The sequence below is a fragment of the Cellulophaga tyrosinoxydans genome (assembly GCF_900176415.1).
In the GTDB taxonomy this organism is placed as follows: Bacteria; Bacteroidota; Bacteroidia; order Flavobacteriales; family Flavobacteriaceae; genus Cellulophaga; species Cellulophaga tyrosinoxydans.
In genome coordinates, this window is the sequence record NZ_FWXO01000002.1 from 166,803 (window position 1) to 191,404 (window position 24,602).

Consider the following 24,602-nt stretch of genomic DNA (forward strand, 5'->3'; position numbering starts at 1 on the left):
AAATTAATCAAAACAATCCATACCGATTGGGGAACCATCAGGAATTGTTGCTACTGGAATTAGCTTAAAATTTTCTGGATGCTCTTGAAATTCATTTATTCTTTTCACAACTTCAAATGAGAATATATCGTTTTTAGGAAGTAATTTTAACTTTAACTCGTTCAATTTATAATTTGCTATTGCATTTACTTGTCCGTGAACTTTTTCATTTCTTGCCAAATTCATCAAATAATAAATAACGCGATAATTTATAGCATTTTGGACTTCAGTTAAGTAACTATTTTTATGGCTCTTGTAAATGGTATTGGAAAGTAATGCATCAATCAATTCTATTAAGCCTAAGTTTTTATCATCTAAACTTTTCTGCTCAATAAGACGAGATGCTCTCTCTGGATGCAACAAAAATTCCAAAGTCATATCCGCGGCCGTTTCAGGTGCCGCAATAGCATCAAATGCAATGCCTGTATATCCTTTAAACGATTCTCTAGTTCTGGAATACCCAAAAGCTCTCGGCGGAAATAGGCCTAATTTTTCTTCAGGAATGGCTATTATTTCTGCATTCAAGGTGTTTAAAACTGTGGTTAATGCTCTTTTCTGTGTTTTTACATCTACAATCTTAACCACTTCTTGTTTATCGCCTTTTAGCTTATAATTAAAATCTAAGCCTCCTATTATTTTTGAAGCAGCTTCCGTTTGGTATCTATGAAAAAAATAAATAGGAACAAATACATCTTCTAGTGCCGTATAAGATTCCCCTGTTTTTATATTATCTATCGAGAAGTTTTTTATAGCCAATTCACGAATTTTCAAAACATCTTCTAGCTCTTTTGTAATATCAGTTCCATTATCCCATAAATGTGCTGAAGCATTCGCGACACCTGCCGGCCGAGCATCTTGATCAGTGATATACCTTAAATTATTATCATAAGCATTTTCTAAAATGGTATTTAGTTCTTTTTCCTCGTTTTTGTCCGCAGGAAAATCTGCATAGGAATAAGCAACAGTAACTTTATCCCAATCACCTATACCTTGAGCGTAGGCATTAGAAAAATCTATCTCTCCTCTTTTAATGGAAAATTGTGGGTGTGGATAATCCATTACCGATGCTCTATTGTTTGTACTCGCTATATAATTATGTGCAAAACCAAGAGTATGACCTATTTCATGTGCAGACAATTGTCTTATTCTTGCCAAAGCTAGTTCTAACATAGGTTGGTAATTATCATCTCGATCTTTAAAAGGTTGTTTCATTAAAGCTTGTGCAATTAAAAAATCTTGACGAATTCGTAAACTGCCTAAACTTACGTGTCCCTTAATAATTTCTCCTGTACGTGGATCTGTTATACTACTACCATAGCTCCACCCCCTTGTAGATCTATGCACCCATTGTATTACGTTATACCTGGCATCTAGCGGATCAACATCATCCGGTAGCATTTTTAGTTGAAAAGCATCTTTATAACCAATGGCCTCAAAGGCCTGATTCCACCATTTACCACCTTCCAATAGCGCACTTCGAACCGGCTCGGGAGTACCATTATCTAAATAATAAATTATAGGTTCTACGGCCTCACTAATTTTAGCTTTAGGATCTTTTTTTTCTAAACGATGTCGGGTTATAAATTGTTTTAAAGTGGCTTCTTGAACAGGTGTTGAATAATCGTAATATGAAAAAGGATAAGACCCACTTCTAGTGTCAAATTTTCTAGATTTATAATTTGGATCTGGAAGTTTTATAAATGAATGGTGTTGCGAAACGGTTACCAAATCTGCATTCGGAGTTACCGATCTAATTTCTTTTCCTTTTGCCTCTCCCTTAAAAGTCAAAACAACATCAAATTCTGTATTATTAGGAAAACCCTTGGTACGATCTAAATCAAATGCACTTTTAGATTTATCTAAACTGTAACTACCTTGTTGTGCGCGTTGCAGTCTATCTGTTACACCATGGGTATCTTGAATTAAAAAATCGCTTATATCAATAATATAGGTGCCATTTTTCTCCTCTTCAATTTTAAATCCAAAAAGAATAGATTTTGCAAAAGCCTGCTCTACCGATTTACGCTCTAAGGCATTATCAGTAATGGCTCTATACTTAAGGTTTGGTTGTACTAATAATAGCTTGTTTCCTGCTTTTTTAAAATAAACTACTTGTTCGTTTCCTAATTGTCCGCGGTCTAATCCTATATCATTACTCCCAATTCCACTACTTAAGGAGTAAACATAAAGAAATTCTTTATTCAGGTTGTCTACTTCTAAATACAACTTATCATTATCCTTATCGTAATAAAAATTAAAAAAACCATTAAACTTTTGATAGTTTTTACTTTTCGTTGAAAACTGCGCAATAGTAAATGTTAAGAAAAAAAGAAATACGAGTAGCGGTGATTTTTTATAAGCCATTATATCAAGATTTTAGCTTTTAAAAATACTCAAATTGAATGAAATACGTGACTTAAACAACTTAAAGTTGCTTATTAAGCATTTTGATAATTTTTCGTCTTCATTTTTATTTGAATAGTAAAAATTAGAGTATTTATTATCAATTTACAACCAATAAATCTAATGAAAACCAGTACCTTAACAGAAACGCTATTCATATGACAAATATTGAAAATAAAATATTTTCTGCGTACCAAAGAGATAGTGCATTGTATGATGAAATTTTTGATGAAGATGGCACCATAAAACAAGTATATCAGAAATTATTTAATCTTTATGGAGAACATACTATTGAAGATTATGTGAAATTAAATTCTAAAGCCAAATCCTCTTTTTTTAATCAAGGAATAACTTTTCAAGTTTATGGTGATAAAGAAACAAAAGAGAAAATTTTTCCATTTGATCTTTTTCCTAGAATAATTGATCCTGAGGAATGGGAAGTTATAGAGAAAGGATCCATACAGCGCAGTAAAGCTCTAAACCTTTTTCTATGGGATATATATCATGATAAGAATATTATTCGTGACGGAATTGTACCTATGGATTTGATAAGTTCTTCTGTCAATTATCTTGATCAAATGAATGGAATTGATCCACCTGGTGGAATTTATAATCATATTTCTGGTATTGACGTTATTAAACATAAAGATGGTAAATACTATGTATTAGAAGATAATATTCGCTGTCCTTCAGGAGTGAGTTATGTAATTTGTAATAGAACAGCTTTAAAACGTGCACTCTTTGGCGTTTTTAATCATTACCAAACGTACTCCGTAACAAATTATGCCGAAAATTTATTGGATCTTTTAGAAAGTGTAAAGCCAAAGGGAGTAGATATTCCAAACTGTGTAGTCATCACCCCAGGTATGTACAATTCTGCTTTTTATGAACATTCATACCTAGCTAAAACAATGGGCGTTGAACTTGTGGAAGGAAGAGATCTTTTTGTGGAGAACGACTTTGTATATATGAAAACTATAAAGGGGCCTGAAAAAGTTGATATTATATATCGGAGAATAGATGATCAGTTTTTAGATCCATTAGAGTTTAAGTCTGATTCTGCTATAGGCGTTCCTGGTTTATTTGCAGCATATAAAAAAGGCAATGTTACTTTAGCAAATGCTCCCGGAACTGGTGTTGCAGATGACAAAGCAGTTTATACCTATATGCCACAAATAATAAAATACTATTTAGGCGAAGAACCCATCTTAAACAACGTACATACCTATCATTGCTCCAGACCAGATGAATTAAAATATGTTTTAGAGCATATACACGAATTAGTTATTAAACCAGTTGATGAAGCTGGCGGTTATGGAATATCTATTGGAAATAGATTAACAAAATCTGAGATTGAACTTGTTAAGGCTCAAATAAAAGCAAGTCCAAGAAAATATGTAGCACAACCTATAATGTCCTTATCTGTTCATCCGACATACATAGATGAAACTGAAGAATTTGAGCAACGACATGTAGATTTAAGAACATTTACAGTACTCGGAAAGGATAAAGAATTTGTGTTAAAAGGTGGTCTTACACGAGTAGCGTTAAAAAAAGGAAATCTAATTGTAAACTCATCCCAAGGGGGTGGATCCAAGGATACTTGGGTTCTAAAAAACAAATAAAATATGCTTGCAAGAGTCGCTAATAACTTATTCTGGATGGGTCGTTATATCGAGCGTTCAGAACATATTGCACGTTATTTAAATGTGAACTATTTTTCTTCCTTAGATGCTCCAAATCAATTATCTCAATCAAGGCAGTTTGTATTGCGTTCCATGTGCTTTATGGTTGGAGATCCTGAATTAGATGATGATAAAATATTATTGGAAGAAAATGTATTATATAAAATTGGCGTGGATCACAATACCCCATATTCTATAATAAATAATGTAAAATTAGCACGTGAAAACGCAAACAGCGCTAGAGATTTAATATCAACAGAGTTATACGAAGCCATTAACAAATTCTATCATTTCATATTAAACTATGATTCCACGGTTTTCGTGAAAAATGGGTTACACGACTTTACATTGAATATTACTGAAATGACGGATATTTTGAGAGGTAAAATTCGAGGCACCCTACTCCATGATCCTGTATATGCTATTATTATGTTAGGGATAAACATGGAGCGTGCCACACAAATAATTAGAATCATCAATGCAAAATATAACGATGCACTAAACTCTCAAGGGAGTTATGGTGATAAGTTTAGTAAAAGTTTTGAATGGACTACTTTATTGAAATGTGCCGAATCTTATGATATGATGAGAAGATATTATAAAAAAACACCAACAAGTGTATCTACTCTTGAATTTTTAATTCTTAATCCTAATTGCCCGCGTTCTATAATGAATAGCTTAAATCAGGTGTATCGTCATATTAAAGTCTTAGATTCCACAACAAATTATAATAAAAATTCTACGGCCTTTCTAATTGGTAAAGTTCGCTCGGAAATACAATTTAAACACATAGAAGAAATCGAATGTAATATTCAAACATTTATTGAAAATATATTACAAAACTTATCCGAAATTAGCCTTAAAATGGAAAATGAATTTTTTAATTATTAAACCGGTTCTAATACTGTAACTTAGCCGCAATTTTACCTTAATATGTCACTAGAATATACTATTACTTATAGTACTAAAAATACGTATGAAAATATTGTGCATAGTGCCCATTGGCAGTTTTTAATTATTCCTGAAACTAACGAAACACAAGATTTTGTAACCACGAATTTTAGTAACTCCCTTGCTGCGATAAATGAGTTCTCAATTAATGGCTATGGTTTTAATACTATACGAGTAAACCCTAGAAAAGCGTTTCAAGAAATTACTTTTACGGCTGAGTTTAAAGTTGTGAAAAAAGAAATAAATCCATTTAAATTTAATCTATCCGATAACTCGAAGCTAGATTATCAAGAACTTGACTCCCTAAATTTTAAAGTTGATTTTGAACAATATCTAAAAAATACACCCTTTACAACATTACCCGATGGTACAAATGGTTTATTTCAGTTAGACTATAGTAAATCAATATTTGAAAATCTTACAAATTTAAACCAGTGGACCTACAATCATATTTATTTTAAAGTAGATGTGACCAATGTGCATACCATACTAGAAGATATTATAACTAAAAGACATGGCGTGTGTCAAGATTTCGCACATTTATTTTGTGCAATTGCACGTGCATATCAAATACCTGCGAGGTACGTTTCTGGTTACTTACACCAAGGCAATGGATATTTTGGTGATTCACAAATGCATGCCTGGGTTGAAACCTATATTCCAAATGTAGGATGGGTGGGTTTTGATCCAACCAACAATATTTTGGTAGCTGCAGACCACATCAAAGTTTGCCATGGAAAAGACTATCAAGATTGTGCGCCATTAAAAGGAATTGTATACAGCGAAGGTCAAAATGAAACACAATATTCTGTACAAGTTATTAGCCAACAACAGTAAATAAACTTTTTTCACCTAGGTTAAGATTTCAAGTAAAAAGAAGCTTATTTTTGCTATTAAATTAGTGCAAAATGACAATTACTACAGACTTATATAAAAGTCTTTTAGATCGCCTTGGTGCGTTAAGGAGGTATCTTTGACGTTGATGCCAAACTTATCGAAATAGAAAACGAACAAGAAAAAACCCTAGCTCCAGACTTTTGGGATAATGCGCAAAAGGCACAGGAGCACATGAAATTTATTCAATCTAAAAAGAAATGGGTTGATGATTATCATGCTGCCGAAAACTTGGTGAATGATCTTGAAGTTCTACTTGAGTTTCAGAAAGAAGGCGGTGTCTCCGAATCTGAAATAGAAAAGCATTATATTAAAACTTTAGATAGCATAGAAAACCTAGAGTTTAAAAACATGTTATCTGAAGAAGGTGATGAATTACCTGCTATTTTACAAATAACCGCAGGAGCTGGCGGCACTGAAAGTTGCGACTGGGCATCAATGCTCATGCGGATGTATATGATGTGGTGCGAGAAAAATGGCTATAAGGTAAAAGAATTAAATTATCAAGAAGGCGATGTTGCCGGTATCAAAACCGTTACAATTGAAATTGATGGCGAGTTTGCCTTTGGTTGGTTAAAGGGTGAAAATGGTGTACACCGTTTGGTACGTATTTCCCCATTTGATAGTAACGCAAAGCGTCATACCTCATTTGCATCAGTATATGTATATCCATTGGTTGATGATAGTATTGAGATAGAAATTAATCCAGCAGATGTAGAAATTACCACTGCTAGATCCAGTGGTGCTGGAGGACAAAATGTAAATAAGGTAGAAACCAAAGTACAACTTACACATAAACCCACCGGAATACAAATTTCATGTTCCGACTCAAGATCGCAACACGACAATAGAGCAACAGCATTAAAGATGTTAAAATCGCAATTGTATGAAATAGAATTGCGTAAAAAATTTGAAGCTCGTCAAGAAATTGAATCCTCTAAAATGAAGATTGAATGGGGATCTCAAATTCGTAATTATGTAATGCATCCTTATAAATTGGTTAAAGATGTAAGAACCGGTACTGAAACGGGGAATGTTGATGCTGTAATGGACGGTGAAATAGATAAATTCTTAAAATCTTATCTAATGATGATGGGGCAAAAAGAAGAAGAATAGCATAAAAATTTGTAATACATTACAACAATAAAATGATAGGCATGGTCTTTGAATACTTTATTAAGATAAAGAATAAGATCAAAATTCAATAATATAACTATTAAGATGATAAAAATATACCATAATCCAAGGTGTGGAAAATCAAGAGAAGGATTGCAAATTTTAGAAGAATCAGGAAAAGATTTTGAAGTGGTAAAATATTTGGAAAAGATTCCTACTAAATCAGAACTTAAAGCTATTTTGGGTTTATTAGAAATACCTGCTATAGATTTGGTTCGCAAAAATGAGGCTATTTGGAAAGACAATTTCAAAGGCAAAACTTTATCAGAAGAGCAGGTTATCGATGCACTACTCGCCCATCCAAAACTTATTGAAAGACCTATAGTAATTGCAAATAATAAAGCTGTAATTGGCAGACCTACTTCTTCCATTCATTCTATAATTTCATAAAGCATAAAATAAAGGGTTAAGTGTTTAAAATCATTTTAACAAACATTTAACCAAGTGTGTTTAAACCTTAAGTTAGTTTTAATATCCAATAACATTATAAACCATGAAAACTAAAGTAAAATATATAATAGCAATAGTAGTTATTTTTTCAGCATTTACAGATATCCAAGCCCAATACGGCAATGGTTATGGTAATGGGTACGGTGGTAGACAACGAAATACCATGCCGCAAACGCCATCACCACAAGAAGAACCAAAAGCCTTAACAGCGGAACAAATTGTGGATAACGAAATGCCGAATATTACTGAAGTAGTTGGTTTAAACCCTTTTGAAGAGGCTATCGTTAGAACTATATTGACAAAATATGTTCAAAAACGTATAGAGTTACAAATTTTAAAGCTTGATCCTGAAAAAACTAGAGCAGCAATGGAAAACATTGTAAAGGATCAAGAAGAAGAATTAAAAGCAAGTTTGCCCGAAGAAAAATATGAGGCTTTCGCTCAACTTCAAAAAGATAGATTTAAAAGTAAAAAGAAAAAGAAGAAGAAAAACAAAGATTAACTAAAACAAGCTATGAGAAAACTACTGCCTATTATTCTATTATTTTCAACATTTACCATTTACGCACAACGACCACAAGAAGTAAATCCAATTAAAATTACGGGAACAGTTTTAGAACAAGACACAAACCAACCCTTAGAATATGCAACTTTAGTTTTACAAAGCATAGATAATCCAAGTAAAATCTCTGGAGGCATTACAGATGCTAATGGAAAATATGAAGTAGAAGCCCAGCCAGGAAAATATAATGTTAGTATTGAATATATTGGTTATAAAACCTATAAGCTCCCAAATCAAAATTTAACAAAATCAATAGATTTAGGCATTACAAAATTAGCTCCAGATGTTGCTGAATTAGAGGGGGTTGAAGTAGTTGGTGAAAAAACTACCGTTGAAATTAGACTCGATAAAAAAGTATATAATATTGGAAAAGATTTAACCAACAGCGGAGCAAATATTAGTGATGCTTTAAATAATGTACCATCAGTAACTGTCGATGTTGATGGAGCAATAAGTTTAAGAGGAAATGAAAATGTTCGTATTTTAATAAATGGTAGACCATCAGCCTTGGCTGGATTTGGTTCTACTGACGCCTTAAGACAATTACCTGCAGATGCTATTGAAAAAGTAGAGGTTATTACCAGTCCATCAGCACGATATGATGCAGAAGGTACTGCTGGAATTTTAAATATAATTTTAAAAAAGGAAAAAACTTTAGGGTTTAATGGCTCCATTAATACAACTATTGGATATCCAACTTCAAGTCAAATTAATAGCAATCTAAATTTAAGAACAGACAAATTTAATATCTTTAATACGCTAGGTTACTCTTATCGAGAAGCACCAGGAAATGGCTTATTTGATAACACCTATGTGAATGGTACTTATGATAGAATTATCGAAGATAGAGATATTAATAGATTAGATAAAGGTTATAATGGTAATTTAGGAATTGAATACTTTATTACTGATAAATCTTCAATAACGGCAAGTGTTTTTGGCCGTATTTCTGACGAGTCCGATATTACCGATAATGATAGTAAACGATTTATTGATAACATCTTGACAAACCAAACCTTTAGAAAGGAAGATGAAAAACAAGATGACAACAGTGTTCAAGTATCATTAAACTATATTAATAACTTTAATGATAATGGTCATAAACTAACTAGTGATTTTCAATATTCTAAAAATACCGAAGACTTGTTAACTCGTATTAATGAAAATAATACAGTACCAAATAATGATTTATTAGCAAGAGAAAATATTTATCAAAACGAAATTCAGAATGAATATTTATTTCAAGCTGATTATGTTTTACCAATGGGTGATGCACAATTTGAGGCTGGATATAGAGGTAATTTTGAACAAACTATAACTGACTATCAACTAGATACTTTAAATCAGAATTCAGGACAATTTGAAACAAATTTAGATTTAACCAATAAGTTTACATACGATGAAAATGTGAATGCTTTTTATTCCCAATATGGAAATAAATTCGGGAAATTCTCATTTCTATTAGGTTTGCGATTAGAAAATACGCAATTAAAAGGTAAAGTAGAATCTGAATATGACATCGAAGCTTTGCAAGAAATACTTGGTTCGGAAGTAGATTTAAATTTTGATAAAAATTATTTAGGCTTATTCCCCACTTTCAATATGACTTTTGAATTGAATGAAATGGAAAGCATCACTTTAGGCTATAATAGAAGAATAAACAGACCTAGAGGACGTTTCATTAATCCTTTTCCATCAAGATCAAGTAGAACCAACGTATTTCAAGGAAATCCGGACTTAGATCCTGCTTATGCCAATGCATACGATTTAGGTTATCTAAAAAGATGGGAAAAATTAACTTTAACTTCATCTATTTACTATCAAAAAGAAACGAATTCTTTTGAACGTGTACAAGAAGAAACGGGACAAACCACCTCTGATGGTATTAGCATTATTAGATCAATACCTATTAACCTTTCTACAAATGAACGTATTGGAGCCGAGGCTGGAGTTTTGTATAATCCAACAAAATGGTTGCGATTAAATGGTAGTTTCAACTTCTTCCAATTTGAAACTGACGGAATTTTTAACAATGTTGATTATGGTGCAAAAAACACAAGTTGGTTCTCACGTTTTAGTTCTAAAATAACATTACCTTCTAAAATAGATTGGCAAACTAATTTCTTTTATAGAGGACCAAGTGAAAATTCTCAAACAAAAAATAAAGGAATTGCTTTTACCAGTATGGCATTTAGTAAAGATGTATTTAGTGACAAAGGAACTATAACTTTTAACGTAAGTGATCTTTTTAATTCAGCAAAAAGAAGATCGTATACTGAAACTGCATTCTTTACGTCAGACAGTGAGTTTCAATGGAGAGTAAGACAGTTTACCTTAGGTTTTGTTTATAGATTTAACCAACCAAAAGGTAAAACTAAACAGAGACAACCACAGCAACAAAATGATGATGATGGTCAAGGAGAATTTTAGAATAGATAAATTACAGCAAATAAAAAAGAAGCCAATAGGCTTCTTTTTTATTTATAAGATAAAACAGTGTAAACTTTAATACACTGCAAATAATTATTCCTCGTTTAGCTTCGCTTTTTTAGCGTCACGCTTTTCTTTAAGAAATTCTAATAAAGAACCACCTAACCAATAAGGGATTACAAAAGTTAATAAAAAAATCATTAGCCAGAAACCAATTGTTAATATGGTTAAAAAAGCTATAAAACCTAAGTATTGGTCAAATTCAAACATGATAGTATTTTTTAATATGGCAAAGATACTTTGAAAATGATGAATACTACAAACGAATACTAAAAAAAATTATAAAAAAAATGCAGACATTGAATAAAAAAATTACAATACGATATATTTGTAGTATCCATAAATAAAATTCAAATGAGTTATAGAATAGAAAAAGATACCATGGGTAAAGTTGAGGTCCCATCGGATAAATATTGGGGAGCACAAACAGAGCGCTCTCGCAATAACTTTAAAATTGGGCCATCTGCCTCAATGCCTTTAGATATTGTATATGGTTTCGCTTATTTAAAAAAAGCAGCAGCATATACTAATGAAGAACTTGGCGTTCTTTCAAAAGAAAAAAGAGATCTTATTGCCGCCGTTTGTGATGAAATTTTACAAGGTAAACATGATGACCAATTTCCACTGGTAATATGGCAAACAGGTTCTGGTACACAAAGTAACATGAATGTTAATGAAGTAATTGCCAATAGAGCTCAAGAAATTGCTGGAAAAGTTATTGGGGAAGGAGAAAAAGTAATCCAACCTAATGACGATGTAAATAAATCACAGTCGTCGAATGATACATTTCCTACTGGAATGCATATTGCAGCTTATAAAAAAATAGTAGAAGTAACTATTCCTGGTGTAACCAAATTACGAGACACTTTACATGCAAAGGCACTAGAATTTAAAAATGTCGTTAAAATAGGGCGAACACATTTAATGGATGCCACTCCCCTAACTTTAGGACAAGAATTTTCTGGTTATGTTTCTCAACTAGATCATGGATTAAAAGCTTTAAAAAATACACTGCCACATTTATCAGAACTTGCCTTAGGTGGAACAGCTGTTGGCACAGGTTTAAATACCCCTGAAGGATATGATGTTTTGGTTGCTGAATACATTGCTAAATTTACAGGATTACCTTTTATTACGGCTGAAAACAAATTTGAGGCCTTGGCTGCTCATGATGCTATTGTAGAAAGTCATGGTGCTTTGAAACAACTTGCTGTGGCGCTTAATAAAATTGCTAATGATATTAGAATGATGGCTTCAGGTCCTCGTTCAGGAATTGGCGAAATAATAATACCTGCGAATGAACCTGGTAGTTCTATAATGCCTGGTAAAGTAAATCCAACACAGTGCGAAGCTTTAACTATGGTTTGTGCTCAAGTTATGGGTAATGATGTAGCTATTAGTGTTGGTGGTACTCAAGGTCATTATGAGCTAAACGTTTTTAAACCTATGATGGCTGCAAATATTTTACAATCTGCAGAATTATTAGGTGATGCATGTGTTAGTTTCGAAGAAAATTGTGCGATTGGAATAGAACCAAATCATAATGTAATAAAGCAATTATTGAACAATTCATTAATGCTAGTTACAGCCCTTAATACTAAAATTGGATACTATAAGGCCGCTGAAATTGCAAATACGGCACATAAAAACGGTACCACATTAAAAGAAGAAGCCGTAAACTTAGGCTACGTTACCGCTGATGATTATGATAACTGGGTTAAACCAGAAGAAATGGTTGGAAGTTTAAAATAACATATTTTAAGACAAAAAAAATGGGGCAATCTTTTTCAAGATTTGCCCCTTTTTTGCTAATGGATAGTGCTAATTATTTTAAAGCGAACTTGCTAGTTCCTAATAATTTAAGCTTATTATCATAAACATTCACCATGTAATTTCCTTTTTGGAAATCTCCAGCTGGTTTATTAATATAATCACATACATCTAATACTTTATTTTCATAGTAAAAAGCAGTAGACTTACTGTACGTTACGTTAGCTCCTGATTCCGCTTTTTTAGAATAGCTTTCACCTAAAACATTACCTTGAGGATCTAGAACTTCAATATAAAATTCTTTATCACCAGCTTTCGCAATTGCATTGTTTGTTAAAGTAAAGCAAACTTTAAATTTATCAGTAGCTGCAGCTCTTTGAGTAGATACCATTTTACCACTATTACGTTCTTTTACGGCATCAACAGAAAGTTTTGAAATGTTCAATGCAGAACCTCTTTCTACAACATCAGCCAATTGCGTATTTTGAACTACTAAAGAATCATTAAATACAGTTTGTCTTTCTAACTCAACAAATGTACTATCTCTTTGCATTACTAATCTGCTATTAGATCTTGTTAAAGAATCAACCTTTCTTATTAATTGCTCTCTTTCTTTAGTTAAAATACTTACTTGTCTTCTGTATTTACCTAAAGCTGCAATATCTAATTTCATTGTTCTAACAGAATCAATGTATTTTGCAATATTATCTCTTGCACTTACTAATTCTTCATTAGTTGCATTACTTTCTAATATAGCTTTGTCATATTCTGATCTTAAGCTAGTTAAATCCTCTACTACTAATTCCTTCTCCTTGTTAAGTTTTGCCGTAGTATCTTGTTTGTCTTTGTAAAGACTAAAGGTGTATATCACCGTACCCACTAATAATAAAAGCAGTAAACCTGCTAATACTTTTAATCCATTATTACTTTTAGTTTCTGCCATAATTAAAAAATTAAATGTTCTTTTTAGTTTACTTCTAAAGAAGTTGTTTGTTTGTATCAGATATATATACGGTTCTTTTTATATTTTAGATTTTTTGTTAAAAAATATATTTTACTATTTGGTAACTTTAAAAAAATATTAATAATGAATAAGGTAGCTATAATACCATTCCAAGCCGAATTTAGGGATAGGTTTAAAGATTTGAATGTAGCATGGCTCGAACGATTCTTTTTTGTTGAAGATAAAGATAAAGAGCTGTTAGATGATTGTGAAAATGTAATTATTAAAAATGATGGTTATATCTACTTCGCCAAATTTAATAATGAAATTGTTGGGTGTTTTTCATTTATTAAGATAGAAGATAAAATTTACGAACTTGGTAAAATGGCGGTAGACTTTAACTTTCAAGGTCTTGGCATTGGTCAAGAACTTATAAAATTCGCTATTAACCTAGGCATAAAAAGTAATTGGGATAAAATTATATTGTATTCGAGTACGAAACTACCTCACGCCTTGTATCTTTATAGAAAACATGGATTTAAAGAAGTAGAACTTGAAAAAGACTTGCCTTATGCTAGAAGTGATATAAAAATGGAACTATTATTAAACTAAAAATTAGAATATAATCATGAAAAAATTAACCTTAATTATTTTTCTGAGTATCCTATTTATAGGATGTAAAGAAAATACAAAAAAAACAAGTTCATTAGAAGAAACGGAAATTATAGAAAATGAAAATCTAGAAACCGATTTGAAAATTATCCCCATAGAGCATGCCTCTACTGTTTTAGAATGGGGCGAAAATACAATTTATGTGGACCCAGTAGGAGGAGCAAGTGCATATGAAAATCAAAAAAAGCCAGATTTAATATTAATTACCGATATTCACGGCGATCATTTTAATTTAGAAACCTTAGATTCTTTAAATAGTACTTCTGTTAGAATAGTGGTGCCACAAGCTGTAGCTGATTTAATGCCTGAAAAGTATGCTTCACAACTAGAAATTATAGCCAATGGAGAAACTAAAGAATTAAACGGAGTTAAAATTGAAGCTATTCCAATGTATAACCTTCGCGAGGAGGCTCTAAATTTTCACACTAAGGGAAGAGGAAATGGTTATGTTTTATCTAAAGGTGATGAAAGAATCTATTTCTCAGGTGATACTGAAGATATTACAGAGATGCGTGCACTAAAAAACATTGATAAAGCCTTTGTTTGTATGAATTTACCCTATACAATGACAGAGGAGAGTGCCGCTAGTGCAGTGATAGAGTTTAAACCAAAACAGGTGTATCCTTACCACTACAGAGGTAAGCCCGATGTTAGCGATGTTTCCAAATTTAAAAAATTAGTAAACGAGGGCGACCCATCAATTGAAGTAATTCAACTAGATTGGTATCCAAAAATGGATTATTAATTGAATTTAATACCAAATAAAAAAGCTCCTAAATTAGGAGCTTTTTTATTTTACTATATAGATTAATGATAATTATCTAATAAGCTTTTTGTACTTAATACGCTTCGGCATTAAATCACCACCTAATCGTTTTTTCTTATTTTCTTCGTAATCAGAGAATGATCCTTCAAAGAAATAGACTTGCGAATCGCCTTCAAAAGCTAATATATGTGTACATATACGATCTAAAAACCAACGGTCGTGAGATATCACTACAGCACAACCAGCAAAATTTTCCAAACCTTCTTCTAACGCTCGTAAAGTATTTACATCAAGATCATTTGTAGGCTCATCTAAAAGTAGAACGTTACCCTCCTCTTTTAAAGTCATTGCCAGATGCAAACGGTTACGTTCACCACCCGAAAGCATACTCACTTTTTTATTTTGTTCACTTCCTGAGAAGTTAAATCTACTTAAATATGCACGTGAATTTACTTGACGGCCACCCATCATAATAAGCTCTTGCTCATCACTAAAATTTTGCCAAATTGTTTTTTCTGGGTCTATATTAGAATGACTCTGATCTACGTAAGCAATTTTAGCAGTGTCACCTACCTTAAATTCGCCCTTATCCGGTGTCTCCTCTCCCATTATCATTCTAAAAATGGTAGTTTTACCAGCACCATTTGGTCCAATAACACCTACAATTCCTGCTTGTGGAAGTTTAAAGTTTAAATCTTCATATAATAACTTATCACCATATGCCTTACTTACGCCTACCGCTTCAATAACATTTGTTCCTAAGCGTGGGCCGTTTGGGATATAAATTTCTAGTTTTTCGTCAAGTTGTTTTTGATCTTGACTCATTAACTTATCGTAATTATTTAAACGTGCCTTTTGTTTTGTTTGCCTTCCTTTTGCTCCCTGACGCACCCATTCCAACTCACGTTCTAGGGTTTTTTGACGTTTAGAAGCCGTTTTGCTCTCGTCAGCCATTCGTTTAGATTTCTGGTCTAACCAACTAGAGTAATTTCCTTTCCATGGAATACCTTCACCACGATCTAACTCAAGAATCCATCCTGCTACATTATCTAAAAAGTATCTATCGTGAGTTACTGCAATAACAGTTCCTTTATATTCTGCTAAATGATGCTCTAACCAATGTACAGATTCCGCATCCAAGTGGTTAGTAGGTTCATCTAATAATAAAATTTCAGGTTCTTGCAATAACAGTCTGCATAATGCAACACGTCTACGTTCTCCTCCAGAAAGAATACCAATCTTTTTGTCTGGTTCTGGAGTACGCAAGGCATCCATAGCTATTTCTAACTTTGTATCAAGTTCCCAAGCATTAGCAGCATCAATCTGATCTTGAAGCACGGCTTGTCTTGCCATTAGCTTATCCATTTTATCAGGATCTGAATACACTTCTTCTAATCCAAATTGATCATTAATGCTATTGTATTCATCTAATATTGCAACGGTATCTGCGACACCTTCTTTAACAATTTCTAATACTGTTTTGTTTTCGTCTAATTGCGGTTCTTGCTCTAAGTAACCAACTTTATACCCAGGTGAAAAAACTACATCGCCTTGAAAATTTTTGTCTACTCCAGCAATAATTTTTAATAAAGTAGATTTACCAGAACCATTTAGACCTAAAATTCCAATTTTAGCACCATAGAAAAAACTCAGGTAAATGTTTTTAAGAACTGGTGTATTTGCTGTTTTATAGGTTTTTGTAACCCCAGACATTGAGAAAATTACTTTCTTATCGTCAGACATAGTAAATAATGAGTGTTAAGTTGTAAATTGTTGTTTTAAAGATTATTTGATGTATTCTTGAAGAATGGCTATACTCTCCCCTTTAAGGCATTAAAAACCCACGCGACAGCTAAAAACCCTACGCCTACTGCGGCGAATCCGTATCCTGCAACTTCGTAATATCTAAAAGCTCCAAGTGCAATTAAGGATAATCCCACAATAATCATTATAAAAGTTGCCCATGCTAGCACAGTGTTTTTATTCATTCCCATAATATCTTGTAAATTTTAGTTCGTTGGTGACGCCAAATATCGTGTTTTTTAAAGAAATTTTTAACTAGAATAATTTAAAATTTATTCCTCAAACGGAAAAACTATACCAGTCTGCTTACGTATAGTATCCATTAAAGTAATTAAATCTAGGCTATTCTCAAAGTTCCAAAGCGAACTTTCACGTTTTGCATCCATTAAGCAATTATGAACTTCGAGAATTTCGTAATAATAACCTCTTCCTTTTGTTGGTAATTCATAATGAATTGTCTCTCCATTTATTTCAAGTAAGAAACCTTGTGCTTCGTGCCACTTAGGGTCTATAAATATGGATCCTTTGGTTCCTGAAATTTCGGCTTTCATTTCAGATTTAGAATTTAAACCACTGTATAATAATGCTTGAGCATCAGTATAATCAAATAGCATTGCAGTTTGCATTTCTATTCCTGTAGTAAAAAATTTAGATGATGCCATAATCTTGTCTGGTTTACCTAATAATAAGTATGCTAAGAAAATTGGATAAATACCAATATCTAACAAAGATCCTCCAGCAAGGTTAGGGTTTAATAATCTATTCTCCACATCTCTGTGCAACGCAGGGAAAGCAAAATCAGCATTAATATATTTAATTCCTCCAATGACACCTTCCGTAATTAATTCAGTTATTTTAAGAATGCTTGGATTAAATCTACTCCATAATGCCTCCATTAAAAAAACATCATTTTCTTTAGCAGCGGCTATCATTTTTTCAACTTCTACCCGATTTACTCCTAAAGGTTTTTCACATAAAACATGTTTGCCATAATACATAGCATCTATTGCCAATTTAGCATGAAAGGTATGTGGAGTAGCAATATAAATTACATCAACCTCATGGCATTTAAACAATTCTTCATAGCTACCAAAAGTATGTTCAATCCCATATTCCTGAGCAAATTCTTCTGCTTTGTTCAATGTTCTTGAGGCCACAGCAGTTATTTCAGCTGTCTCAATTAACAGCAAATCTTTTACAAAATGATGGGCTATATTTCCAAGTCCAACAATTCCCCAGCGGATTTTTTGTTGCATTTTATAGTTTTATTATATCAAAGTTAATCAATATTACTCCTTATCTTTATACCAGATTAAGAAAATACGCATACTATGGACATCAACTTCAATATTAACGAAGATTATAATAAATTACTTTTATCAGACTTAAAAAAGCGTCTTGCCACAGTAAAGCTTGGTGGTGGCAAAAGTAAAATAGAAAAACAACATGCTCAAGGTAAAATGACTGCCCGTGAGCGCATAGATTATCTTTTAGACGATGATGCTGATGTAATTGAAATTGGTGCCTTTGTTGGTGATGGTATGTATAAAGAGCATGGAGGTTGCCCTTCAGGAGGTGTGGTAGTAAAAATAGGTTATATTCAAGGAAAACAATGTGTGGTTGTCGCAAATGATGCTACCGTAAAGGCTGGCGCTTGGTTCCCTATTACAGCAAAAAAGAACTTGCGAGCCCAAGAAATTTCTATAGAAAACAAATTACCAATAATTTATTTAGTGGATAGTGCAGGTGTTTATTTACCCTTGCAAGATGAAATATTCCCTGATAAAGAGCACTTTGGTAGAATATTCAGAAACAACGCCATTATGAGTAGCATGGGAATTACCCAAATTTCTGCTGTTATGGGGAGTTGTGTTGCTGGGGGCGCCTATCTTCCTATTATGAGTGATGAAGCTCTTATTGTTGATAAAACTGGTAGTATTTTCTTAGCGGGAAGTTATTTAGTAAAAGCTGCCATTGGTGAAACTATTGATAATGAAACATTAGGTGGGGCGACTACACATTGCGAAATTAGCGGTGTTACCGATTACAAATCCAAAGATGATGCTGATGCATTAGATACTATAAAAAACATTATTGGTAAAATTGGTGATTATGAAAAGGCAGGATTTAATAGAATTCAACCCGAAAAGCCAATAGAGAATCCAAAAGATATTTATGGAATATTACCAAAATCTAGAGGAGATCAGTATGACATGCTTGAAATAATAAAGCGCTTAGTTGATAATTCAGACTTTGAAGAATATAAAGAAGGGTATGGCAAAACCATTTTAACGGGTTATGCTAGAATTGATGGTTGGGCCGTTGGTATTGTTGCAAACCAAAGAAAAGTTGTTAAAACGACTAAAGGGGAAATGCAATTTGGAGGTGTTATTTATTCCGATTCTGCTGATAAAGCTACCCGTTTTATAGCTAATTGCAATCAAAAGAAAATTCCTTTAATTTTTCTACAAGATGTAACAGGCTTTATGGTTGGAAGCAAAAGTGAGCATGGCGGTATAATTAAAGATGGAGCCAAAATGGTAAATGCGGTTAGCAACTCCGTTGTACCCAAATTCACTATTGTAGTTGGTAATAGTTATGGAGCTGGAAATTATGCCATGTGTGGCAAAGCCTATGACCCTAGATTGATTGTTGCGTGGCCAAGTGCCGAACTAGCGGTAATGGGTGGTAACTCTGCTGCTAAAGTACTTTTACAAATAGAAAAAGCTTCCTTAAAGAAAAAAGGTGAAGTTATAACACCAGAAAAAGAAGCGGAATTATTCAACAAAATAAAAGATAGATACGATGATCAAGTATCACCATATTACGCAGCTTCTAGATTATGGACAGATGCTATTATTGACCCTTTAGAAACACGAAAATGGATTTCCATGGGTATTGAAGCAGCCAATCACGCTCCTATAGAAAAACAATTTAATTTAGGCGTTATTCAAGTTTAATTCCCTTGATGACTTTTTACGCGAGGAATTAATAGGAGCTCAGTTTGTCTACCGTTTACATATCGGAAGCCTTGCTCACCATAGAAGCCTGCTTCTTCAAGCATAATACGAATATCTCTATTCCATTCAGGAATATGGATAGTTGTGTTTAATTCTATAGCATACACCGTATTAGGGTTTAAAGGATAATTTTCTCCATCATCTTTCATAACACCATCTTGTGAGTCCCACATACCAATTGTAGTCCCTGCAGAATGGCCATAGGAACCTAAGGGATGTGTGTAAATTGCAGGTCTTAATCCTCCTGCTTTTGCATCATTCAAAGATTTTGCTAAAATTTCATTTCCTGTTTTGCCTTTAATCATATTAACGGTTAAAAAATCTTGAACCTTATTACCATCTTTTAGACCATCAATTAAAAACTTTGGTGCTGCTTTTTCTTCTGGTTTCAGTACATACGCCAATTCTTGACAATCAGTATTCAAGCCTAAATAGGTAATACCAAAATCGCAATGCAATAAATCACCAGGTAGAATCACTAAATCATCAGGTCTTCCTGAAAAGGAATACAAATGGTCTACCAGTTTTTCATTATTACGCTGCACATCTACCGTTGGATGAAACCACGTTTCTAATCCTAAATCGGTCACCTTTTGACGCATCCACCACTCTACTTCTGTAGTTGTAGTTACTCCAGGGGTTATTACAGTTTCAGAAAAAGCTTCTGCAATTATATCATGAGTAATATCAACCAATTGGTTATAAATTACCATTTCTCTTGGTGTTCTAGTCTCAATCCAGCGAACAGCTAATTGTTCTGCCGAAACTACTTTAGCATGACTCCTTTTCGGCAGATATTGCATGAATTCATCATAATCTGTTTTATCTAAACCATCTGCTATATTATGATCCTTGGAAAAATTAAGTCCAATTTTTTTGGGGTTACGTTCTTCAATTAACTCCATTAGTCGCTTCCATTGGTCTGGTTGTTTTTCTTTGTCCCAAGCAGATACGATACTTTCGCCCACATTGTAACGAGCTACAGCTAATTTTTCAATTATATTTTTAGACTTATTTCTATAAAATAATAAAATAGTTCTCCTGCGAGCGTTTAGCCAAGTAGCAGGCAGCATAGTTTTTATAACGGGATCTTCATTATATTCTCGAGAAATAACTATCCACATATCTATTTCTGCTGCATCCATTAATTGTGGCAAGAGTATATTAAATCTATCTTCTAATATTCCGTCTACTACTCTAGCACGCTCTTTTTCTGGTAAAACTTGTTGTGCGTAATTGGTTTGAGAGAAAAAAAGAACAAGCAATATCAATAGTTTTTTCATAGTCATTAGTAAAGTTAATTTACATTATATAGGAGCCATGAAAATACAAAATATTGGTGCTTAATATCGCCCATTTAAAAAATAATTACTTCCAGCTACATCATTTACTACTTTTATGTTTTCAATATCTGAAGGATTTAACAAATTTAATATTGAAGCATCATAACGAACGCCATCTACAATGATAATGGTGTTTGAATCGCCTCGCATAGCAATTATTGGGGTTTGATTTAAATTAGTGTTAGTGATGCTAACACTAGGTACCGCACTTCTTATTGCGTTATACATATCTTGTTGAGTATTTATAGAAGCACCGTCTATTTGATAAATTTTGAAGGGATATACTTCTTTAGTTTGTGACAATACCTTTGTTTGCATTGTGCAAACCGTAGTATATATTGGTGCCTCTAAATTATTTTTCTCTATGGAAGGGTTACTTTGTGCTAAACTGGGTAACGTAGAAATTTTAGCTTCCTCCGTAATTTGGGCATTTACAGTTAATGTTGTTCCAATTAAAATTGCAAATAGAATATTTTTCATCTTTTGAGTTTTTAAGTTGAAGTAAAACTAACTTACTAAATGATGAAACAAAATAGAGAATTAGGGAAGTATGCTTTTGAGTGAGTAAAAATTACTTGATTAGTAAATTCAACGTTTTTTTACGTTGGATTTTGTTATTTTCAGTTTCTACAAACTTAGTTGCATAAAACACTTCTTTAGGTATTTCATAAGGTGTTAACTCTAAAGAACTAAAATCTATTTTTCTAGGCTTTCCTTCAATTACTAAAACTAATTTTTCTCCTAGCTTCTCGTCAGGAATGCCAGCAACAAAAAATCTTTCTTTAATTATAGCTGCCAATTTAGCCTCTATTTTTTCAGGAATTAATTTAATACCTCCAGAATTAATTATAGAATCAAAGCGACCTAACCATTCAAATTCTGTTGAAGAAATTAAATTAACCAAATCATTAGTGACTACTTTTTCGGTAGCTATACTTGGTGCGTGAATAACTAAGCAATTCCGCTGATCTGTTTTAAAAGTAACATCGGGTAGCGCTTTAAAAGTTTCACTAGCAATCTGCTGCGCATTATGTATTTCTTTGACAGCGATATGAGTAATAGTTTCTGTCATCCCATACGTTTCAAAAACAGCTGTAGTCTTATATTGAACCCTATGTATTAAATCAGTAGACATTTTGGCTCCACCAACTATCAACTTTTTTATAGATTCTATATGGGCAATTGAGTTTTCTAATTGTAATGGTATCATGGCTGCAAAATCGTAAACTTTCGAATTATTTTCTAATGGTTTGGAGTTCGGTGCCACATAATCTAGTTTTAAGCCAAGAACCATTGCGCGCACAAGCATCATTTTACCCGCTATAAATTCGGTTGGTAAACATAATAAGGCAGAATCTCCAGATTTAAGATTAAAGAAGCTACCAGTAGCCATGGCAGAATTAACCATGTGTTGCTTCTCTAGTTTAATCTGTTTAGGTGTTCCTGTAGACCCAGATGTTTTAACGTACACGAAGGCATCATCATTTACCCAATCAATTAAAAAATTACCAATAGCAATTTCAAAAGGAAGACCTTCTTTAATTAAACAATACCCAACTTCTTTTAAATCATCAAAACTAAATGCAATTCCGTTTAATCTAAATTGTGGATGAATTACCTTATAATTGTTATTCATAATCTGGAATTTCCACTAAAAAATCATCTTCAGAATGCAGTTCTGCAGTAAATTCTTCTTCTGAAAGCACTTTGCCAAATAGTTTTTCTTTCCAATTGGTCCATCCATATTTTTTTGAAAATATAAACAGCAGTATAGGGTACACAACTAAAACCGGAATGAAAACATCCCATCCTAATTCTGGTTGTGAAACATCACGGTAGATAGAATCGGTTTGAAAAGCGGTCCAATCGGCAGTTAATAAAAGTGCTCCAACCAGATTATTAGCTGCATGAAACCCTAAGGCTAATTCTAAACCTTCATCCATTAGAGTAATTATTCCTAAAAAGAATCCAGTTCCAATATAATACACCATTATACCTAAGCCCAATTTAGCTACTTCTGGATTTCCCAAATGCATTATACCGAATAGAATAGAAGTAATAAACAAAGGAATCCATCTATTTTTAGCCATCAGTCCAATACCTTGCATCATATGACCTCTAAATAAATATTCCTCAAAGCTAGTTTGTAAAGGGATAAGCAAAACTCCTATTATTACTAAAGTAAAAAATGGAATGGGTTTAAAACTAAAAACAAAATCCTCTGGCTTTAAATAAATATCTACTCCAGTAAGTAAAATAGTTAATAGACCCCATAGGGCAAAAGCGAAGAAAATTCTTTTCCAATCTATTTTTTTTCGAGAAGTGGTTAAAGAAACTATGGTTTGCGAATGTACTAATTTTGTCCATCCCAAAACCACAAATAAACCAATAACCAATGGCAATAGTAAGATAACTAAAACTGTATTTGTACCTAAAAGTTCAATTAATTGTTTCATGGAATCCTCAACACTAACATCGGACATTAGTGTTGCCAAATAATTTGCTATCATAAATAAAATAAAACCTACTGGTAAAATCCAATATTTCCAAAGTCCAATTTTGCCCTTATAACCTTGCTCTATATACATAAATCATCTATTAAATTTTCTTTCCAATTACTGTTTTTATTATAAAAAAGTTGTCCTTTAGTTACTGTTAATGGGCTATCAAAGTTATTGGTGTACAAACTACCCGTTCCTAAGCCTTGTGGCAATTTATTACCTAACGTGTATGTCCATTGTGCTATAGCATTTAATCCAATATTACTTTCCAATGCACTTGTAATCCACCAATCTATATTATGCTCTTCAGCTAGTGTAATCCACTCCTCACTACCTTTAAATCCACCAACTAAACTAGGTTTTAAAATAATATATTGTGGTTGAATTGTCTTCAGTAGATTACGCTTTTCTGTAATATCTATTACACCGATTAATTCTTCATCTAATGCAATTGGCAATGGCGTTTTAGCGCACAATTCTTTCATTTTAAGCCAATTACCAGGTTTAATTGGTTGCTCAATAGAGTGTAAATCAAATTCAGACAAACGCTCAAGCTTAGCTAATACATCAGTAGAATTAAAAGCACCATTAGCATCTACACGAAGCTCTATTTCTTCTTTACTGTATTTCTCACGAATAGATGCTAATAGTTTTATTTCGGTATCAAAATCAATAGCACCTATTTTCATTTTAATACACTTAAATCCTTCTTGCAGCTTTCGTTGTATTTGCTCTAGCATATAGTCTTTACTACCCATCCAAATAAGTCCGTTTATTAAAATGGGAGTTTGACTGGTAAGAAATTCTGATGGAAATAACTCAAACGGATCTTTAGAAGTGAATGATAAAAAAGCTTGCTCTACACCAAATTGTATGCTAGGATACTTTTGTAATTCATTCCATAAAGCGTCTTTTCCTAAATGAATATTAGCACAGGTCCATTTCAACTTTTCCTCATAATCTGGAACATCGTCATAGCTTAAACCTCTGAGAATACCACATTCACCAATACCATGTTTACCATCTTTTTGAAGCATTAAAAACCAAGTTTCTTTTTGGTTCAAAACACCACGAGAGGTTCCACTTGGTCTTTTAAAATCTAGGATGTATTTTTTATAGGATGCCTTCATACTT

22 protein-coding genes are annotated in these 24,602 nt (G+C 32.8%); 11 read left to right on the plus strand and 11 right to left on the minus strand.

The features are described 5' to 3' along the window. Positions 1-3 precede the first annotated feature (3 nt). A complete protein-coding gene (locus B8963_RS07745) occupies positions 4-2,403 on the minus strand; it encodes a zinc-dependent metalloprotease (protein WP_084060945.1) in 2,400 nt (799 codons plus the stop codon). Positions 2,404-2,600: 197 nt separating this feature from the next. On the opposite strand from B8963_RS07745, the gene B8963_RS07750 reads away from it, so the two are divergent. The 7 genes from B8963_RS07750 (at position 2,601) to B8963_RS07780 (ending at position 10,590) form a co-directional block, all read left to right on the plus strand. Next, positions 2,601-4,067, plus strand: a complete 1,467-nt coding sequence (locus B8963_RS07750) for a circularly permuted type 2 ATP-grasp protein (RefSeq protein ID WP_084060946.1) — start codon at positions 2,601-2,603, stop codon at positions 4,065-4,067. A 3-nt stretch (positions 4,068-4,070) separates the two neighbouring features. Continuing rightward, positions 4,071-5,018 carry an alpha-E domain-containing protein gene (locus B8963_RS07755; protein WP_084060947.1) on the plus strand — a complete coding sequence of 316 codons (948 nt, stop codon included), beginning with the start codon at positions 4,071-4,073 and terminating at the stop codon, positions 5,016-5,018. Between the two features lie 42 nt (positions 5,019-5,060). Continuing rightward, a complete protein-coding gene (locus B8963_RS07760; RefSeq protein ID WP_084060948.1) occupies positions 5,061-5,915 on the plus strand; it encodes a transglutaminase-like domain-containing protein in 855 nt (284 codons plus the stop codon). 71 nt (positions 5,916-5,986) lie between these two features. Further along, a protein-coding gene (gene prfB, locus B8963_RS07765; RefSeq protein ID WP_234989630.1) for a peptide chain release factor 2 occupies positions 5,987-7,088 on the plus strand; the annotation gives its coding sequence in 2 pieces (ribosomal slippage) (positions 5,987-6,052 and positions 6,054-7,088; 1,101 coding nt in all). A gap of 105 nt (positions 7,089-7,193) precedes the next feature. Beyond that, on the plus strand, positions 7,194-7,538 hold the full coding sequence (arsC, locus tag B8963_RS07770) for an arsenate reductase (glutaredoxin) (RefSeq protein WP_084060950.1): 345 nt from the start codon (positions 7,194-7,196) through the stop codon (positions 7,536-7,538). 103 nt (positions 7,539-7,641) lie between these two features. Then, positions 7,642-8,100: a hypothetical protein gene (locus tag B8963_RS07775; protein WP_084060951.1), complete on the plus strand. Its 459-nt coding sequence runs from the start codon at positions 7,642-7,644 to the stop codon at positions 8,098-8,100. Between the two features lie 12 nt (positions 8,101-8,112). Then, positions 8,113-10,590 (plus strand): TonB-dependent receptor, encoded by a 2,478-nt coding sequence (locus tag B8963_RS07780; protein ID WP_084060952.1) that lies wholly within the window; start codon positions 8,113-8,115, stop codon positions 10,588-10,590. A 93-nt stretch (positions 10,591-10,683) separates the two neighbouring features. Here B8963_RS07780 and B8963_RS16020 read toward each other — a convergent pair whose 3' ends face one another. Continuing rightward, positions 10,684-10,860, minus strand: a complete 177-nt coding sequence (locus tag B8963_RS16020; RefSeq protein WP_200810826.1) for a hypothetical protein — start codon at positions 10,858-10,860, stop codon at positions 10,684-10,686. A 144-nt stretch (positions 10,861-11,004) separates the two neighbouring features. On the opposite strand from B8963_RS16020, the gene fumC reads away from it, so the two are divergent. Next, on the plus strand, positions 11,005-12,402 hold the full coding sequence (fumC, locus tag B8963_RS07785) for a class II fumarate hydratase (RefSeq protein WP_084060953.1): 1,398 nt from the start codon (positions 11,005-11,007) through the stop codon (positions 12,400-12,402). 73 nt (positions 12,403-12,475) lie between these two features. Here fumC and B8963_RS07790 read toward each other — a convergent pair whose 3' ends face one another. Next, a complete protein-coding gene (locus tag B8963_RS07790; protein WP_084060954.1) occupies positions 12,476-13,363 on the minus strand; it encodes a hypothetical protein in 888 nt (295 codons plus the stop codon). A 144-nt stretch (positions 13,364-13,507) separates the two neighbouring features. On the opposite strand from B8963_RS07790, the gene B8963_RS07795 reads away from it, so the two are divergent. After that, complete coding sequence (locus B8963_RS07795) at positions 13,508-13,975, plus strand: GNAT family N-acetyltransferase (protein WP_084060955.1); 468 nt, start codon at positions 13,508-13,510, stop codon at positions 13,973-13,975. A 16-nt stretch (positions 13,976-13,991) separates the two neighbouring features. Further along, on the plus strand, positions 13,992-14,780 hold the full coding sequence (locus B8963_RS07800; RefSeq protein ID WP_084060956.1) for an MBL fold metallo-hydrolase: 789 nt from the start codon (positions 13,992-13,994) through the stop codon (positions 14,778-14,780). Positions 14,781-14,852: 72 nt separating this feature from the next. On the opposite strand, the gene ettA is transcribed toward B8963_RS07800, so the two are convergent. The 3 genes from ettA to B8963_RS07815 form a co-directional block, all read right to left on the minus strand. Then, complete coding sequence (gene ettA, locus B8963_RS07805; protein WP_084060957.1) at positions 14,853-16,544, minus strand: energy-dependent translational throttle protein EttA; 1,692 nt, start codon at positions 16,542-16,544, stop codon at positions 14,853-14,855. Between the two features lie 68 nt (positions 16,545-16,612). Continuing rightward, positions 16,613-16,789: a CAL67264 family membrane protein gene (locus B8963_RS16025; protein WP_200810827.1), complete on the minus strand. Its 177-nt coding sequence runs from the start codon at positions 16,787-16,789 to the stop codon at positions 16,613-16,615. 87 nt (positions 16,790-16,876) lie between these two features. Next, complete coding sequence (locus tag B8963_RS07815) at positions 16,877-17,860, minus strand: Gfo/Idh/MocA family protein (protein ID WP_084060959.1); 984 nt, start codon at positions 17,858-17,860, stop codon at positions 16,877-16,879. 75 nt (positions 17,861-17,935) lie between these two features. Here B8963_RS07815 and B8963_RS07820 point away from each other — a divergent pair, with 75 nt between their 5' ends. Further along, positions 17,936-19,564: an acyl-CoA carboxylase subunit beta gene (locus tag B8963_RS07820; RefSeq protein ID WP_084060960.1), complete on the plus strand. Its 1,629-nt coding sequence runs from the start codon at positions 17,936-17,938 to the stop codon at positions 19,562-19,564. On the opposite strand, the gene B8963_RS07825 is transcribed toward B8963_RS07820, so the two are convergent. From B8963_RS07825 to B8963_RS07845, 5 genes are all read right to left on the minus strand, one after another. Further along, on the minus strand, positions 19,561-20,907 hold the full coding sequence (locus B8963_RS07825) for a M24 family metallopeptidase (RefSeq protein ID WP_084061292.1): 1,347 nt from the start codon (positions 20,905-20,907) through the stop codon (positions 19,561-19,563). The genes B8963_RS07820 and B8963_RS07825 overlap by 4 nt on opposite strands. A gap of 60 nt (positions 20,908-20,967) precedes the next feature. Further along, positions 20,968-21,447, minus strand: a complete 480-nt coding sequence (locus B8963_RS07830; protein ID WP_084060961.1) for a Plug domain-containing protein — start codon at positions 21,445-21,447, stop codon at positions 20,968-20,970. Positions 21,448-21,538: 91 nt separating this feature from the next. After that, positions 21,539-22,603 (minus strand): AMP-binding protein, encoded by a 1,065-nt coding sequence (locus B8963_RS07835; protein ID WP_084060962.1) that lies wholly within the window; start codon positions 22,601-22,603, stop codon positions 21,539-21,541. After that, the gene (locus B8963_RS07840) at positions 22,596-23,555 is read right to left on the minus strand and encodes a CPBP family intramembrane glutamic endopeptidase (protein ID WP_084060963.1); all 960 of its coding nucleotides are present in this window, start codon (positions 23,553-23,555) and stop codon (positions 22,596-22,598) included. Before B8963_RS07840 ends, B8963_RS07835 begins: the two co-directional genes overlap by 8 nt. Further along, a complete protein-coding gene (locus B8963_RS07845) occupies positions 23,546-24,598 on the minus strand; it encodes an o-succinylbenzoate synthase (RefSeq protein WP_084060964.1) in 1,053 nt (350 codons plus the stop codon). The genes B8963_RS07840 and B8963_RS07845 overlap by 10 nt, the downstream gene beginning before the upstream one ends. Between the last annotated feature and the right edge of the window lie 4 nt (positions 24,599-24,602).